The organism is Blautia sp. Marseille-P2398 (assembly GCF_964240315.1).
Lineage (GTDB): Bacteria > Bacillota > Clostridia > Lachnospirales > Lachnospiraceae > Blautia_A > Blautia_A wexlerae.
On record NZ_CAXSTD010000008.1, the window covers coordinates 75,155 to 91,635 of the forward strand.

Sequence of the window (16,481 nt, forward strand, 5' to 3'; positions counted from 1 at the left end):
ATTTAAGGGGGTTTCACCCACTCACTTGAGCCGTACTCCTGTTGTGAATCTCTTCACCAAAGGGATAGTCGTTGAACATTACCTTTCGGTCTTAGCTGCTGATTGTCCATTATTAAAGTGTTTAGGATTTAACCATGCACTATCTATTCAATTTTTTCTACTTTCGTCGCATTCACATTTATACCTATACGGTATTATGTTGTAGCTTGAATAGCTTTAGGATTTTCCAGCAATTAAATGCATATTTTTTCATACAGCTTACGCTATACGGACCCTATTATTGTCAAGGTCATGATGGTTACCGGAAAGTTCAGACACTGTCAGAATAACTTCATCCGGTACATAGAACTCATTAGTATCACCGTCAGCCATAGATTTGATTTCTACAAATTCATTGAAGAATGGGTTTTCTCCCCAACCAGAAACAAGCAGATTCTCTACTGTCTCTTCGATAATTTCAAATACATCAATTTTATGTCTACGAATAGCTTTTCTAAGTTCTTTTCTTGAGCAGTTTTCATCTACTCCAAGTACAGAGAACATAATCTCTCTGATTTTATTATTAGCATCTTTTGTAGATACTTTTTCTTCTCCCTTAGCTGTGTCAAACATAAGCTGGGAGTACTCTGCATAATCATTTTCAGCAAAAATATTTCTTACTTCATTACTTGAAAAATTAAGTTTCATTATGTATTCCTCCTTCCATTAACCAATTGTCAGCTTTTTGTCTGCTACAGTTACAGTTGCACCTTTAGTAGGAGTACCACTAAATCCTTCAGATGATACTTCAAACACATCACCTACATAAAGCTCATATGCTCGAACGATGTCGCCATTTGCGTTATAGAAATTACTTTCATGTTTAAGAGCGGTAGTATACTCTTCGTATAACATTGGTACTTGGAGCAGTAACAGAGCATCTCCTGGTGTTTTAACTTCTACATACCAATTTCCGTTAGCTGCTTTATCCAGTACTACACCAGCAAAACCAGTAGAATCTTTAGCTTTATAAGTCTCCGGTTTGATATAATCGCCTTTTGCAACAATTGATCCGTTGTCCAGATCTTCTTCAATCTGAATGTTATAAATATGACCTGCAATAGTAGCTTTCAGCTTAGAGCTACCAGCAACAGCGTGTTTTTCAGCAGTGGCCATAAATTTCTGAAAATTAGATGCCATTTTTATTTCCTCCTTTAAATATTTTTAGGCAATAAAAAAGAGCTATTTGATAGCTCAATCCTTAAATAAACTTCCATATGGTTTCTTAGCTTTCTTAGGTTCAGTAAAACCAATAGCACTAGGTTTCTGCTGATAGTTGAAAGTGCCTTTTTCTTTAACATATTTACCTAAAATAGCATCGGCTCTTGTCTGTACTTCTTCTACACTGTAGATAGCCTGATTTTTGATCAGTTCTTTAAAATCTTCTCTATTTTTCAGTTCAGTGTAAATTTCAGCACCAAGAACAGCTTCTTTATCTTTTGATTCGTACTCATTAATTCTATTCTGAAGAGCAGCATAGTTACTTCTGAGTTCTTCTAATTCACTTTTTTCTGAAAGCGTAAGATACTCTTTAAATAATTCTGTTCTTTCATCTGAGAGAGATACTGCATCGCCATCTTTTGTATAGCCCTGACGGAAAATTTTACTTTCATCCCAGTTGCTATATACAAAATGGTCATCATATGTAGCATTAATAAAATACCATTCATTATCATTTTCTTCCCAAGTAGACAGAAGAGTATATAATGCACCTCTTACATCTTCATGACTAATTTCAAAAGTAACTTCAGTATTACCATTTTCTTTTTTTGTATATCTTTTTTTATTGCTAAACTCTGAATTGTCATTTGATTCTGGATCAGCTTCCGGATCAGTAACTGGTTCTTTTACCGGTTCGTTTGGATCTTCTGTACCTTCGAATAATTCAGCAAACTTAGCCTCTAACTCTTCATCGGACATAGACTCATAATCAAAGTCAAGGTCTTCAACAGTTTTAGAGTATTTCTCTAATAATTCATTGAGTTTCAACGTTTGGTTTCCTCCTTTCGTTGGTTCTTCAATTTCAAACTTAGCAAGAGTCTCCTGCAAAGACTGAATAACCTTTAGTAATTTTTCTTCTGTATTAGTAAAAAGACTATTATTCTCTTCACTGAAATCAGCAATATCTAATCTGGCACCCTCCATACCTTCTTCAACGGGTTTCTCGGTGATAGGATCAGTGCCTAAACAAGTTACACCATTATATCTGAATTTATCTAAGTGAAGCACTTTGTCCTTAGTGTCAAAAGAGAGTTCTGAAATACTTAATTCACAACTTACTTTACTTCCTTGTTTACGCTGAATAATTTCACATGCTGGAGCACAATAATCGTTATAAATTACCGCATCGGCAATAACATATGTTTTATCATGTTCTTTATCATACTCAAGATGATATCCTTCAGGATTGACAAAAACACCAATAGGTTGCTCAATGTATGTAATGTTTCCTTCATCATCAAATTCCATAGCATGAGAAGTAAAATCAGTAGTTCCATCAGATAAAGTGGTAATAGCGGCCAGAACTGGCCTATAGTGTAAAGACGGTAAAGCTTCTAACTGAGCTTCTTCAGATATATAAGATTTATTTCTATTTTCATATAAATGATTTACTTTGAATTTAGTTCGTAAAAAACCATCATCTTCATCAGAATCTTCTAATTCAAATTTTGCCGGAACCTGAACTGCAATATTATATCCAGACTCTTTGGCACTGAATACAGTTGTCTGATTCCTCTGTTCAAAAAAAGAATAGAGATCATCTAATGTAAGTACTTTTTTCTTCATGTTAGCCTCCTTTCTATTGTGTATTTTTATCCTCATAGAAGAGGAGTACTAACTTGCACAATAAATATCGGTATAAGTTAGCTTGTTTATATCTATATTTACATTTGCAAAAGAAAGAGATGAACAATTTGCAAATGTATAGATACCTTTAGTATAGCCGACCTGAGGAAAGCCAATAGATTTTAAAATATTTGCTGTTTCCTGGTCAGCAGTTCGGATAAAATGTTTGTTCATCTATTATCCCTCCTGTTCACTGGACTTTTCTGATTCTCTACTTTTTTCACCTTCATCTGTAAGGTTGTCAGATTGAGGTCTTCCACCTTTTGTATCATCTGTTTTACCATCAATAACTTGCTGTGAGGCAGATCCACTCAATGTGAAAGAAGTACTAAAAGGAATCCATGTTTCGTGAAGTTTTAGAACAGTATTTTCAAGATAATCCATAGATAAAGCTTCAAGAGGTGAGATACCATCAAGAGCAGCAACGGCTAGCTTTACTGGCACACCTCGTTCTCCAGATTTCATAAGTTCTTCTTTTTTAGAAGCTTTTGTGTAAGGAGATACCTCAAAATATTTTACTCTAGCATGATCATCACCAATAGCAAAAGTAAGATATCTATTAACTCGTTCTTCTATCTGTGGAAGGACAGTTTTAATAGCCATCATTGTGTCACAAAGAATAGCAGCAGTAAAAGCTGTCGTACCTGAGACTTTGTCATTATCAAGAATCTGTGCACCACCAGAATTTTTAAATAAATTCGAAGTAGCAGTAGCAATTCTATTAACATCTTGAGTCTGGTCACCTTGAAACTCTATAGGTTCAATTTTAAGAGGGGAGATAGCTGCAGATACACAATCTGGAAGAGATTCAACTAGTCTATTATAATATTCAATGGCTGTATCAATATCTACTGAGAAATCATCTGGTTCGTCAGAGTTAGTAAGTGTTTCTAATCTTGCAACCAGAAGTTTATAGATTGATAAGTCATCTTTTACCGACTGAATACTTTGGAGATCAATAAGATCAATAAGTGGTTCGAACAAACCAGAAAGAGGTGGCATATTAAGCGTTGGATCATCAATGTTAACTTTAATTACAAAAGTTCTTTCTGGATCCAACTCTTGCCAACGAAGAGTATTGTCACTTTGAAAGGAATTGTATTTAGAATTAAATTCAGAATCCCAGTATTCTAAGTCGGCAGTATGACTTCTGAAATAACTGAAATCAAAGGCACAATTAAGAGTGCCATCATAATTGACAGAAGATACTTTACAATAATCTCCATCAAGAGGGTAAATGAAGAATCCAGAATCATCTTCATATGTATAACCATAAAATGTATCTTCACGCCATGCAATCAATAGGCATTTTAAAATCTCTGACTGCATATTCATCTTATCAAGTTGTACTAAAGTATTAAAATAACTAGTCTTTATTTTTTCATCGTCATGCGCATCCTCAGTAAAATCTATCTGAGGTATAACATTAAGAGCTGTTAAATCTACCATTTCTGCCTGATAGGAGATAAGTCTTCTGTAATTATGAGAAACTCTATATAAGAATCTGCTCAAATTACGAAGGTTAGATTCATTGGTTTTAGGGTTTTGCATATATTGACGTAATTTATCTTTACTAAATACAGTAAATGTTCTTGTTTCTGTTTTAGTTAAATCAATAAGCTGTACGGCTTGCTTTACTTGAGCGAATTTTTCTTGTAATGCCTGTTGTTTAAGAGCATAATTTTTTATCTCTTGAGTTGTTTTTTCCTCTTTAATAGCCAATGTCTCACCTCCTAACTAAACATTTTTCTTACTACACCTTTACGAATAGGCATAGCAGCAGCTATATTTTCTTTTTTGGGACGTTTCTTATTTTTAATATGTTCTCTACGAAGTTCTGAGAGTCCATAACAGAGCATTGAGAAACAATACGAACGATCATCATGCAATTTGTTTTGCTTCTCTGTAGACAGTTCAAAGCCATCTTTACCAGATTCTCGTTTCTTTCGTACCATATTAACCATTTCCTCCTTTAGTGAGTCGATCTGTACTAGACCAAGTTCCTCATCAGGAGATAGTTTATAAATTTTAGTTGAGGCCAAATTTCTTTCTTGAAGTTCTTCTTCAACTAAACGATCTAATTCACCTTTAGACATAGATTTATCTTTATACTTAGCAATTAAATCTTTTTTTGCTTTTGCCATTTCTTTTTCGTCTATATCTAGCATTGTTAAATATCCTTTATTATCATACTCAGCAGTGAAATCTATGAGATCAAGTCTCATCATTTCAATAGCAGCTTCATAGATAATAGATTTATACATAGTAGGCGGTAATAATTTAATTTTATCTACAGCATTAGGAAATTTTTTGACATAATCAGACGACTGTTCTTTATCTATAAGACCTCTATGTAAATATTTCTGTTCACCTTCATGTCCTTCTTCATACCAATCTTCCATAAGATAATCTGCAATATTAACACCGGCACCACCAGAACCAGCATCTATAAAGATATTACTTATGTTTGTATAGTCATCGACTCCATCACCGTTATAGTCAAGAATCAGTTGTTTCAGTTTCTTGACCTGTTCAGGTGTACGCATAGGAGTTTTATTCTTTTTACTAAGATCCATAAAATTAATACCATTAGCAATACGCATTCTCCAATTGTCTGAAGAATCTTTATAATATTCTCCAACAAGGACAAAAGAGTTATCCATAGATCTAGCTGGATCATATGCTAAGGCAAAAAGTCTGTCTTTTGTATCATTAAACATAATTGGGGGACGGATAGTAGAATTTTTTACTATCATAGAACGTTTGAAGATGGCATCTGCACCGCCATCAGAAGTGAATATATTGTAATACTCACGAAGAGCTTTTTCTTTATTTTCACGCATTGCATTGTCAACCTTTTCTTTGGTTAACAGAGATGCTGGATAAATCTTACCTCTATATGTAGCATTAAACATAATCTCACAGTTGATGTCTGCTACAAAATGATCTTTGGAACCCCAGATCATAGCTTTACTGTATTCTTTATACTTTTTATAAAAGTAAGAATCAGTAGTGCTGGCACTTGAAGTGTAGAGTAATTGGTTAGGCAATTCTTTAGGAAGAGTAGTTACATTTACACTTCCACCCATTTTAAAGTTCTTATCCTGAGCTGTATATGGTTCAATAACCTGAAATACTTCTTCGTCCAGGAAACCAGATTCATCAAAACAAACTGCTTCTGCACGTTTTCCTCTTTTCGCGTTGACGTTACTGTTAAGTGTTTTAACGAAGCTACCATTATACAATCTATAAGTAAAACCTGCAGGATTTCTTATAAAACCATCATTATTGGTCATATTAATGACAACTTCATTCCTAAATACATCAGTTAATCCAGTAAATGACTCAATTTCATTTTTAGCGATAGATACAATCTTTTCAAAAGTTTCTATGGACTGGTCACTGGTGCCAGCGCATATATAACATCTACAATTATTAAGAAGCATACCTCTTGTCATGTAATATAATGCAAGCAATGTCGATTTTCCATAATTTCTGGTACATAACCATAGAGCATACATCTTATCCCAAGAATTCATAAATGTATAGGTCTGCACATCAAGAAGGTCAACGCCTATGAATCTTTCCATAAATTTGGTTGGATTTCTTAATCCCCATTGTTTAATTTCAGAAAGTTTCTGCATTCCTTCCATTTTTCGTTGAGAAATGATTTCTTCTGTAGGCTTAACAAAAATAGTAGGTGTATCTGGAACCCATATACCAGAATCAGTCTGTTTCATTCCACAATCACCTCATCATTTTCATCAATCAATTTCTTATCTCTGAGGAAATTTTTTAGATCATCGTTCTCTCTACGAAGAATACGTGCTTCTTCAACCGCAGCATCACATTTATTTTCTAATTCCAACACCTTCTGACGTTGGGTAGATATCATTTCAGTATAGTCATTTTCATCTAAAGCCAACTGTTTCATGATTGCAGCAGTACTGGCTTCCGCAACCTGAAGCATACCTTGAGAAGTTCCTATATCAAAAGCATTTACTTCCTGTTCACGAAGCTTCATTTCCTTAAGCTCTTTTACTTTCCCGGTCCAGGTATTAGCACCTTTAGTATTATGATTGCTATGCTTAATACTAATTCCATTATCACGAGCCAAATCAAGAGTAGTTTTCATAATGTCTTTTTTAGTGGCTTCAAGAGCTTTGATAGTAGCAGAATTTTTTATAATAGATTCTGGAGTTTTCTGCAGAGCATTAATTACAGTATTGATTTTTTCAGATTGGTTAAGACTATGTACAATCTCTACACAGGCACCTAACTTCAATTCATCGTCTTGCGTACTTTCATCGAGGAAACCTACTAATTTTCCATACATTAATGGTTTATCTGCATCAGCAGCAGATTCGAATGGATCATAACCAAGAGCTGAAATAACAGTTCTTTTATTGGTTTTATACATTTTTTTTACTTCATCAGAGTTATCTACAGACCCAATAGACGGTAGAAGAGTAGAACTATTGCCACAATCACCATCTTTCCAAGTTAATGTATTATATTGTGGCATAGATATATTTTTTATATAACTAGTCCAGGTATTATTTTTGGGCCGACCAGACATAGTGTTAGCAGCTTCAAGAATAGATTCATCATAAAGCTTTTGAAAGAAAGGTTTGTCTAAATATCTGAGCGCTAACTGGACACTCTGCTCATCAGGGGCTTTCTTATTGCCTTTTAAATCTTCAGAATATGCCAACTTTGCTGCACACATTTTACATATTCTTGTCACACCAGTAGTACATAGAGGATCTGTACTTTTATAAAAGTCGGAAGCATCTTTCAGCTTTCCACACATATTACATGTAAATTTAGTACGCCCTACTTCATAGAGAGCTTCATCAATAGCACGATCAATAACTTTTTGAGCAGGTGCTTTAGGTTTTGCTCTTGGTACAGGCTTTTTTTCAACTTCTTGTGCCACTAGAGCACCTCCTTTTTATCCAATTAAAAAAAGATACCAAAGTATCTTAGTAATAGCAGGTATGGGAGTTGAACCCATCTACAAGCCCTATGAAAGCTCCGAGGAACCGATCCTACGTAACCTGCGGTATTTGTAGACTCAAAAGGCTCATTATCTGTTGCAATCAGAGACAAAACCTTCTAATAAACCTAATCCATGCGTATACACATCTCATAGTAAAACTTATCTACTTGTTTTATGGAATTTTGATTTAATTTGTTAACCTCATGGGAGAAGAGTGATTCGAACACTCAAAGCAATTGCAACGGTTTTACAGACCGCCGTAGATCTCCATCTCTACCGTTCTCCCGGACGTTGCGTTAGGGATTCGAACCCCAGAGGCTTTTACACCCAGACAGTTTTCAAGACTGCACCCTCGACCTACCGGACACGCAACATTAATCTGTCTTTCCAGATTGTTAGGCCGCTCCGCAGCCATTTCCTAATTATAAGTAAAAGGCAGGAGAGTAGTCCTGCCTTTCAACCGGAATCAATCCGGTTATCTTTATATTCATGATATGCTACAATCACATAACCAAGAGTTACATGGTAGGATTTTCACCTACGAATTCCCACAGGAGGTGGGCTGTAATCTACATATCTTGTAACGCAAAGCAGAGTAATCGAAACTCAATCCTGTCGGATCACACGACTTAGCAGGTCGGTTCCACACCTTGTGAATTTACTTTGCAGAATAGGAGGGGGGAGTTCCAGTTCTCCCCAAAGAAACAACTATACGGAAAATGACATTTGAGATTACCCACAACTCTCAAATATACAAACATCCGGTACGGGAATTGAACCCATGTTACTGCATTGAAAGCGCAGTGTCTTAACCGCTAGACTAACCGGACAAATCGCCAACCTGGAATTCACCAGGTCAGCAATTTAATATTTATTTCACTGCATCTTTTAATGCTTTTCCGGCTTTGAATTTAGGTGCAAGATGAGCTTCTGTCATCATAGTTTCTCCCGTCTGCGGATTACGACACTCTCTAGCAGCTCTTTCAACAACTGAGAAAGAACCGAATCCTGTGAATGCTACTTTTCCTCCGCTTGCCAGTTCATTAGTGATAACCTGAAGAAATGCGTCAACCATTGCTCCAGTATCTTTCTTTGTGATTCCTGTTGTTTCTGCTACTTTTGTAATAACTTCTGCTTTTGTCATAATAATTATTTCTCCTTTTATTCTTTATTATTTACTACGGCATATCTAAATTTATAGCCGTGAGTTTGTTTTAGTTTTCCTTTACACACCTTGCTTATAGAAGATGGATCTAAATTTAATTCTTTAGCTGCTTGACTAATACTTTCATAATTATTGATAATTTCTCCAGAAGAGGAGATTCGATCTATAGATTTTAGGGTAGAATCTTTATAATTCTTTCTTTGATGTAATCTATAAGAAATAATTTCATCAGTGGTCATATCCTTAATGTCATTGAAATACATAAAAATATATCCATGACATGTATTGTTTTTTCCTGATGCAGTTTTAGAAATGTTTGTGGAAGCTATGCCATTAGCTCTGGCACAGTCCTGTACGCTTACATAATACTCTAACACTTCATAGTTAGTATCTAACTTTATAATAGGTACAGTTTCGTCTACACCATTAGAAAGCATTCCAAAATTTTTAGGAATACAATTTCTATTATAAGCTTTGTAACCTGCCAAGCCTGATCCACCAAGAGTCATATTATACCCATAATTATATGTATCTAATGTAGCTATCCAATAAATTTCTTTAATATCTAACTCGTCAGGTTGGCATTCTTCAAGTATATAAAAATCAAAGTTCTCAATACCGTATTTATCCATTGCTCTATAAAGAAATGTATCTCTTACTAAAGAACTTGTATGTCTATGCTGAGTCCATCGTGATTTAATATCAATAGATTGACCAACATACTTTTTGTGATTTATTTTATTCTCAATGCAATATATACCACAGGACACTCAACATCAGTCCTCTACAGGGACCTCTGTTTTTTCTGTGACAGCTAAATCAAAAATACAGCCTTCAAATGTATTCTTCAGTGCGTTGATAAGATCAACTACCTCGCCATCTACGTAAACAGCTCCCTGTTCATCAATTGTAGCCTTCTTGATTTTCATCTGGGTAGTAGTTGTTGTTTTAATTTCTACTCCATTCATCCTTTTCTTCCTTTCACTCTTTCCCACAATTTTAAAGCTTCTCTGTACTCTTTAATATTATCTTTCCTCCAGCGAGCACTGTAACGTGCAGAGAATTTTAAAGTAGGTTCTATTGTTTTAATTTCTCCATCAGGCATCTTTTTCTCATGACTTGGTACTAATTTACTAAACATACCAAATCCTGTGAACAGTCGAATTTCTACATCCTTATGTTCATTTGCTGACAGGAGTAAATCATACACAGTTTCTTCTAAAGCTTCATATATTTCAGCTATATTTTCTTCTTGATAGCCTGTTTTTTCTGAAACCTTAGCAATCAATTCCTTTTTAGAATATTTCATAATATTTCATCAATAGGGCAATCGACACCAACAATAGTATCAACAATTCCCAATTCTTTAGCTTCTTCTGGGAACATATAATATTCTCGATCAGCAATACCGTCTAAAAAATCTTTGGTAATAGAGGTATTGGCATATACAAGTTCAGCTAATCTTTCATCACATTTATTATAAAAATTCATGATGTCATTTGCTTTTCTGGAAGTCTGCATAATACCGGTTTGTCCGTCATGAATACAAATTGTACTATTAGGAAAGATATATGATTTATCACAGACCATTGGAATATAACTTGCCATACTTGCAGCCATTCCAATTATTAAGCAATAAACAGGTGTAATACTATGTTTAATACAATCAATGAGTCCCATTCCGAAGTTTACGACTCCACCTACTGAATTTAAAATAATCCAAATAGGCTTTCTTTTATCTTCAGGAACATCTTTATCTTCCTGATTATATTTCAAAATATATAAACAGATGGACTCTAATAGATTGTTATTGATTTCATCGTTAATGATTAATCTACGATTGTCATAGTTGCTTTTGATGATATCAGCAACTAATTCATCTACTCCACTTTTCATAATTGGAAAATCAAATAATTCTTCCATATGTTTCTCCTTGTAATCCTTATATTTTTAGAAGTGATCCTTTTCGAAAAGATCAGCGAAGAGTTTACTGGTTTCTGATCGCACATCTTCTCCAAGATAGATACATCCAAATTTTTCATTTCCTTTAAACTCATTGCACATTTTAATGAGAGGATTATTAATCGTTTTACTTAACAGGGATTGTTTGTAATCACCTGCAAGATAAATTTTACTGTTCTCTCCGAGTCGTGTACCAATAAGTTTAATTTGACTTTCTGATAAATCTTCTGCTTCATCACAGAGAATAACAGTGTCATTATAAGTAGTACCTTTCATAAAGAACGGTACATTAGTATCTAACACACCAGATACTTTCAAACTCTGTAATTCAAACTCTCCGCCATTAAGAGACTGAGAGAGTGGTTCAAAGAATCTCCCAACTTTATCTTCCATGTCGCCTGGAAGGAATCCGATCTCTTTACCTTCACCAGAAACTTCTCGTACACCTAAGATTTTACTATTTCTGCCTTTCTCCTTTACATTGTATAGTGCCATTTGCATAGAAAGATAAGTTTTTCCGCTGCCGTAACCACCGAGAATAGCAGCGATAGTAATATCTGGGTTATTCAAGATATCTAATGCACAACGTTGTAAAGAGTTTTTTGCTTTAATAAATTTGGAAGATGGCAGTTTTAGTGCCACAAACCCCTGACCATCATAGCGCATTTCTTTAGTAGTGCCATCGTCAGTATTTTCAATAATGAGATACTCATTGGTGTACCAAGTTGAATAATCTAGTTCAGCCATAGCCTGATTGATAGCATTAGTATCACCTTTAATTACTTTATATCCTTTATATATCTCGTTAGTAGGCTCTACGATTCCATACACTGGCAGGTTAAAGACTTTCCTTGCAATATTTTTGCAGCACAAATCATCTGAAATGAATTCAATATCCTGAACTTTAGATAGAGTATAAGCACTAAAAACAATCCTGTTGTCTGGTCTAACTGGATCCAATTCAAAATTTAACAGTTGTTTTTCCATTTCAAAATTATAATTTATTACGGAATACTGATCATGATTCTGATCTAAAAGACGAGCTATATGTCTAGCTTTGTATTTGATATCCTCATCTTTCCGAGAGGATGTTTTGATATTTTCGATTTCTCTAAGAGTTTCATCAGAGATGAAGAATCTTTCTTTGAATGCTGCCTCCTGGAGATTCAGGAGAGCATTAGTATCATAAAATTTAGTAATAGTTAGGCACTCCTTTACAGTGATTTTGCTTTATCAGCATAGTAGTCCTCAATATATCTGTTATTGCCTGAGGTCTTATAATATCCTACATGATATCCTTTTTTATTAATGTAACCTTTGTGCGTGTTTCTAATGATACCTTTGTCCATTAGTTTTTCAATTTCTTTCTTAGAAATCGGTTTAATAATAATCAACTCTTTCTATAATTTATTTTTTATTAAATAGATGTTCGTAGATTTCCATACCCCTGTCATTCAGCATCCTGTAGTAAGGTTCCTGAGAAGACTCCCCATTTCTTCTCACAGTCACACCGGAACAGGCTGCGTTGTCACAGCGGAGGATATTTACGCCATCTACTTTTTTCAATGTTTTCCCACAGACAGGACATTTTCCTAAAAATTTCTGTCTGGCAAAATAAAGTCTATTATTGTTTTTCATCCTTATATCTTCCCTTTCATATATACTCAATCAACGAAATCTCGCAAACGCGCCTGTAGAGCGCATTTGCGGAGACATTGGTTTAATTTGATAGCGTCATTTTTGCGCCATATAGCGGGCCTGACGCTTCCTATGATTTTTTCGATCATTTTTTTGTTGACATTCGGAACAAAGTACAGAACGATTATTTTTGGATACTGCAATAAATTCTTTACCGCAACAATCACACGTAATAAGTTTTGTTTCATCCTTGGCACTTTTATTCTGGCAATCGGTGCAATAAGGCGAACCGCCTTTAGAATATTTCACTTTATACGGCTTTCCGCAGCGTTTACACAGTTTTATCTTAGACTTCGGACCTAAGTTCTGATACTGATAGCCCAACTCACGCATATCTGTAATTTTAAGCACCGGATCAGACTCATTATCAACAAATGTGATTCTTATATTGAAGCGAGTTATCTTTTTACTCACTTCAACCAACCCTAATTCCTTTAAGTCATAAATCATGTACGGACGATCATCTACTTTACAAGTTACTCTGGCAAGGTTGAAATATACGTCCATAGAATAATTGATCCAGTTATTATTGGTTTCTGATTTTAGATTGTTAAACTTGGCAATGACTAAAAGAGTAAATGCAAGTCTTTCCCTGGCAGGATTCTTGATTTCCTTGATAGTATCTAACTCTTTCTGCGTAATAGGTATATAGTCAATGTTCAACAGATCTCTCTTCTTAGCTTTACCAATACATTTGTCTATAAATGAGTACCAGTTATTGATATCAAAATCAGAATCTACTTTGGAAGCAAATTCTTCTATACCATTATAAATTTCTTTCTGAGTATACTTCTCCTGATACATATATCTAGTTAGAAGAGCTATGTTTGCTCCTAAATCTTTAGGATTACAATCACCGAGTTCTAACATTTTTTCTATATATTGTTTTTCGTTGAGTATTAAATCCATTATTCTTCGCCTTTCATTTTTACTTTTTTCATTGAGAAGTGTTCGCCGCAAAACTCTATATCACCGTCTGGATCCTTTACAGGAAACTGCGCATAGCCATCTGTTCGAGAAAGAAGGTTATCAATAATAGTGTCTCCGGACATCTCCCAGACGAAAGTTTTACCCTTTTTTGTGTTATATCCCAAATCAACCAGAATGTTACAAAGCTTTTCTGCGTCTGGAACATATTCTGCACACTCTGATTCAAAAGTCATTCCAATAGGAGTTAAAGAAGTATCTTCATACACAGAGCTATGGCGACTCATTCTGTTTGCATAAGTTTTGTTATATTTATCATAGATACGTTTTATAAAAGCCTTATCCTTATTTGTGTAGGTAGCATCTGACTTCAGAATAGAACTGTCAAACGGTACCTTACTTTCTTTTACATCAGCCAGTGTTTTCTCAATTTCCCAACAGAGTTCATTGACTACACAGGTTTCTGCATTGACTGGATAGAATTCTTTATAGAATTTAAGAAACTCTGCCTGTTCTTCAGTCAACTCTTGTGATGACAGCAGCTCTTCCAGTGGAATATTAAATCTGGACCTGCTCACGGCATCTGATGTTTTGATGTAGTCTTTGTATTCTTTCATAAGAGTAGGGTAGTTGTAGATGAAGAAGTATGGCTTCTTATCTGCACAAATTCTCTGATTGAATTCCTTCTTAGATATTTCTTCTGGTGTATCTGTTTCTTCTATACGGTTGTAGCTATTGTCATACCAATGTTTTGGCATAGGTTTAGCGATGATTCCTTTAGCTTTATCAATAGAGTTCTGTTGGAACAGCTGCCCACACAATATCCTGTAGTCTAAGACTTTATATTCCTCACTGTCTTTCGGGAACCTTGCCTGTAAGCATATCTGTGAAGTGATAACATTAGTAATAGGACCAATCGCATCACCGAAAGAACCTTTATTAGCTTGTATCATATCTGTCTCAGTCGGAACTACCTTGTTTCCTTTGCGCTGAATACAATAGATCGGAGGTAAGTTTTCTGTATGCTTAAGTAAGATGTCATTATTAGTAGTGAACATTAAATCTCCATCGCAGTCGGCTCCATTGAGAGCTTCTTTAGTACTATCCCATGAGTTTAACAACATACATGTGTTTATATATCTATACCAATAAGTCATATCAGGAGTCCCTACTATCTTAAGCTTACGTACATTGTATTTGCTTGTCATAGGTGCTCTGAAGCAGCAGACCTCGCTGACTTCTCGATCAAGCCAATGTTTATGCCAGCATTCCCCAGCATGGAGTAATCCTGTGACCGGTAAACCAAAGATACTCTGCATCAAGCTATACGGATCCCCTCCAATGATGGCAAAGTTACCCCTTACTTTGAGTACACCAATCTTGGCCTGTCTGATTTTTTTCTTTATCATATTGTAGATTCTGTCTCTGATGTAAGGATCATGAATCATCTGTGGCTCAATCATGAGAGCATTGATATACGGTTCTTCATCAATATAGGAATCTTCTGTAAGATTTGTTCCTCTCAGAAATAGGAGTGACTTCCTGTAATCTAATCCAAGGATTTCTTGAATTTCTTCTACTGTAGGACGGACCAATTCAGTTACTTCTTCCGGTGTAAGGTGGTAATTCTGCAGGAACTGGTAATTTGTGCTTCTGTACTCATCAAGTCTTGCAGGAGCAGTCTTGGCTATAGATATTTGATAATGATATTTTTCTACATTGGACCAGTAATCTTCGAAAGAAGAATAGGAATCCCATAATTTAAGCATAGAAGTAGTAATAATCAGTTCAGACTCTCTGATATCTCTCATATCTCCCCAGGCATCTTTTATATAGAAGTTTTTCGCTATAGATTCCCCAAAAGCTAAGTAATCCATTGTGAAAACCATGCCCTTTGTCCATGGAAGTCCTCTGAGATTACAGCCAGATAAAAAATCTTCTTCTTCGTCAAGCTCTCTTGCCCAACGGTAAGAGAGTGATGGAAGCATGATTCCGTAACCGTCTGATTCCGTAAGCTCTATTTCTTGATCCTTGAGGAACTCTACTATTGGTTCATCAGACTGAGAGTCATCTACACGAATAATGTCTTCTGTGAAATGAGTAATGCAGTCAGGAACGACTATGATCCCTTTTGGCATACTTACTGGAATACTACCGGAACAGATCAGTGCCTGGTACGCTTCAAGTTTAGCTGGCACAAATTTTTGTTCTAGGTTCCTACCGCAACAGAGACGCTCATAGAGCTGGGGATATAGCCTTTCAGAGACATAAACAATAGTAGAATTCTTTATGCCCCCGTTGGTGCCTAGGAGTCTGTGATATTTTATTCCATTGATAGAAAAGCCTTTATTGGCTCTGTTATAATCAGACATTTTATCAATGATCAGACACATGTAATCTGGAACAAATTGAAGATTATAGAATCTTTTATAGAGATTTGCTATGAGAGTATCTTTCTTAGAAGAATCAGATTTTTTGAGACGCTTGATTTCTTTCTTTATATAAGAAGCTTCTTCTTCTCTGGCTTCACTGGTGTCTCCGTTGAGTTCATCAATGAATCTGAGAATCTGGCTATCAGACAGAGAAATAATGTCTTCTGTGTTTAGAGCTTCCTCTAATGGATATTCTAGCTTCCAGCGTGATCTGCGAAGACGTTCACTGTGGAGCTTGAATAAGTATCTTTTACATTTTTTCTGCTTTGCTATTGTAATCATTCCTTTCTTTAACTTATGCGAGCCATGAGGGTCTTATAGTTTTCTCTCACTCGCTTCGCTCATTCGTTCAACTTCGAATAATATTTTTTCTACTTAATAAAAAAGGTACAAATATTTTTTTATATAT

General features: G+C 35.2%; 16 protein-coding genes and 1 tRNA gene. All 17 read right to left on the bottom strand.

Features of this window, described 5'->3' with window-relative positions; all coding sequences use genetic code 11:
- Nucleotides 1-258: 258 nt before the first annotated feature.
- The 17 genes from ACESZG_RS10445 to ACESZG_RS10525 all read right to left on the bottom strand — a co-directional run bounded on the left by ACESZG_RS10445 (nucleotide 259) and on the right by ACESZG_RS10525 (nucleotide 16,354).
- Nucleotides 259-687, bottom strand: a complete 429-nt coding sequence (locus ACESZG_RS10445) for a hypothetical protein (protein WP_227194032.1) — start codon at nucleotides 685-687, stop codon at nucleotides 259-261.
- Nucleotides 688-705: 18 nt separating this feature from the next.
- Nucleotides 706-1,179: a hypothetical protein gene (locus tag ACESZG_RS10450; protein ID WP_119252993.1), complete on the bottom strand. Its 474-nt coding sequence runs from the start codon at nucleotides 1,177-1,179 to the stop codon at nucleotides 706-708.
- Nucleotides 1,180-1,233: 54 nt separating this feature from the next.
- Nucleotides 1,234-2,826: a hypothetical protein gene (locus tag ACESZG_RS10455; RefSeq protein ID WP_349062402.1), complete on the bottom strand. Its 1,593-nt coding sequence runs from the start codon at nucleotides 2,824-2,826 to the stop codon at nucleotides 1,234-1,236.
- A 48-nt stretch (nucleotides 2,827-2,874) separates the two neighbouring features.
- Entirely contained in the window at nucleotides 2,875-3,060 is a 186-nt protein-coding gene (locus ACESZG_RS10460; RefSeq protein ID WP_055053241.1) for a hypothetical protein, read from the bottom strand.
- 3 nt (nucleotides 3,061-3,063) lie between these two features.
- Nucleotides 3,064-4,608: a hypothetical protein gene (locus tag ACESZG_RS10465; RefSeq protein ID WP_055053240.1), complete on the bottom strand. Its 1,545-nt coding sequence runs from the start codon at nucleotides 4,606-4,608 to the stop codon at nucleotides 3,064-3,066.
- Nucleotides 4,609-4,619: 11 nt separating this feature from the next.
- On the bottom strand, nucleotides 4,620-6,626 hold the full coding sequence (locus tag ACESZG_RS10470; protein ID WP_070100115.1) for a hypothetical protein: 2,007 nt from the start codon (nucleotides 6,624-6,626) through the stop codon (nucleotides 4,620-4,622).
- A complete protein-coding gene (locus tag ACESZG_RS10475) occupies nucleotides 6,623-7,825 on the bottom strand; it encodes a hypothetical protein (RefSeq protein ID WP_055053239.1) in 1,203 nt (400 codons plus the stop codon). The genes ACESZG_RS10470 and ACESZG_RS10475 overlap by 4 nt, the downstream gene beginning before the upstream one ends.
- Before the next feature lie 821 nt (nucleotides 7,826-8,646).
- Nucleotides 8,647-8,718: transfer RNA gene (locus ACESZG_RS10480), tRNA-Glu, on the bottom strand.
- 41 nt (nucleotides 8,719-8,759) lie between these two features.
- Nucleotides 8,760-9,032, bottom strand: coding sequence for an HU family DNA-binding protein (locus ACESZG_RS10485; protein ID WP_055053238.1), 273 nt, complete (start codon nucleotides 9,030-9,032; stop codon nucleotides 8,760-8,762).
- Between the two features lie 17 nt (nucleotides 9,033-9,049).
- Nucleotides 9,050-9,823, bottom strand: a complete 774-nt coding sequence (locus tag ACESZG_RS10490) for a GIY-YIG nuclease family protein (RefSeq protein WP_373218148.1) — start codon at nucleotides 9,821-9,823, stop codon at nucleotides 9,050-9,052.
- 6 nt (nucleotides 9,824-9,829) lie between these two features.
- Nucleotides 9,830-10,021 (bottom strand): hypothetical protein, encoded by a 192-nt coding sequence (locus tag ACESZG_RS10495; RefSeq protein ID WP_119252989.1) that lies wholly within the window; start codon nucleotides 10,019-10,021, stop codon nucleotides 9,830-9,832.
- The gene (locus ACESZG_RS10500) at nucleotides 10,018-10,362 is read right to left on the bottom strand and encodes an HU family DNA-binding protein (RefSeq protein ID WP_055053235.1); all 345 of its coding nucleotides are present in this window, start codon (nucleotides 10,360-10,362) and stop codon (nucleotides 10,018-10,020) included. Before ACESZG_RS10500 ends, ACESZG_RS10495 begins: the two co-directional genes overlap by 4 nt.
- Complete coding sequence (locus ACESZG_RS10505; protein WP_055053234.1) at nucleotides 10,359-10,976, bottom strand: ClpP family protease; 618 nt, start codon at nucleotides 10,974-10,976, stop codon at nucleotides 10,359-10,361. Before ACESZG_RS10505 ends, ACESZG_RS10500 begins: the two co-directional genes overlap by 4 nt.
- Nucleotides 10,977-11,003: 27 nt before the next feature.
- Complete coding sequence (locus tag ACESZG_RS10510) at nucleotides 11,004-12,239, bottom strand: PhoH family protein (protein ID WP_373218304.1); 1,236 nt, start codon at nucleotides 12,237-12,239, stop codon at nucleotides 11,004-11,006.
- Between the two features lie 183 nt (nucleotides 12,240-12,422).
- Nucleotides 12,423-12,653: a hypothetical protein gene (locus ACESZG_RS10515; protein WP_118592927.1), complete on the bottom strand. Its 231-nt coding sequence runs from the start codon at nucleotides 12,651-12,653 to the stop codon at nucleotides 12,423-12,425.
- 96 nt (nucleotides 12,654-12,749) lie between these two features.
- The gene (locus ACESZG_RS10520; RefSeq protein ID WP_373218151.1) at nucleotides 12,750-13,622 is read right to left on the bottom strand and encodes a hypothetical protein; all 873 of its coding nucleotides are present in this window, start codon (nucleotides 13,620-13,622) and stop codon (nucleotides 12,750-12,752) included.
- Complete coding sequence (locus tag ACESZG_RS10525; protein ID WP_373218153.1) at nucleotides 13,622-16,354, bottom strand: hypothetical protein; 2,733 nt, start codon at nucleotides 16,352-16,354, stop codon at nucleotides 13,622-13,624. Before ACESZG_RS10525 ends, ACESZG_RS10520 begins: the two co-directional genes overlap by 1 nt.
- Between the last annotated feature and the right edge of the window lie 127 nt (nucleotides 16,355-16,481).

Bases quoted from the DNA above. Each gene is read 5' to 3' on its own strand.
- ACESZG_RS10445 (WP_227194032.1), bottom strand. From the start codon at position 687: ATGAAACTTAATTTTTCAAGTAATGAAGTAAGAAATATTTTTGCTGAA.
- ACESZG_RS10450 (WP_119252993.1), bottom strand. From the start codon at position 1,179: ATGGCATCTAATTTTCAGAAATTTATGGCCACTGCTGAAAAACACGCT.
- ACESZG_RS10455 (WP_349062402.1), bottom strand. From the start codon at position 2,826: ATGAAGAAAAAAGTACTTACATTAGATGATCTCTATTCTTTTTTTGAA.
- ACESZG_RS10460 (WP_055053241.1), bottom strand. From the start codon at position 3,060: ATGAACAAACATTTTATCCGAACTGCTGACCAGGAAACAGCAAATATT.
- ACESZG_RS10470 (WP_070100115.1), bottom strand. From the start codon at position 6,626: ATGAAACAGACTGATTCTGGTATATGGGTTCCAGATACACCTACTATT.
- ACESZG_RS10485 (WP_055053238.1), bottom strand. From the start codon at position 9,032: ATGACAAAAGCAGAAGTTATTACAAAAGTAGCAGAAACAACAGGAATC.
- ACESZG_RS10495 (WP_119252989.1), bottom strand. From the start codon at position 10,021: ATGAATGGAGTAGAAATTAAAACAACAACTACTACCCAGATGAAAATC.
- ACESZG_RS10500 (WP_055053235.1), bottom strand. From the start codon at position 10,362: ATGAAATATTCTAAAAAGGAATTGATTGCTAAGGTTTCAGAAAAAACA.
- ACESZG_RS10505 (WP_055053234.1), bottom strand. From the start codon at position 10,976: ATGGAAGAATTATTTGATTTTCCAATTATGAAAAGTGGAGTAGATGAA.
- ACESZG_RS10515 (WP_118592927.1), bottom strand. From the start codon at position 12,653: ATGAAAAACAATAATAGACTTTATTTTGCCAGACAGAAATTTTTAGGA.
- ACESZG_RS10520 (WP_373218151.1), bottom strand. From the start codon at position 13,622: ATGGATTTAATACTCAACGAAAAACAATATATAGAAAAAATGTTAGAA.
- ACESZG_RS10525 (WP_373218153.1), bottom strand. From the start codon at position 16,354: ATGATTACAATAGCAAAGCAGAAAAAATGTAAAAGATACTTATTCAAG.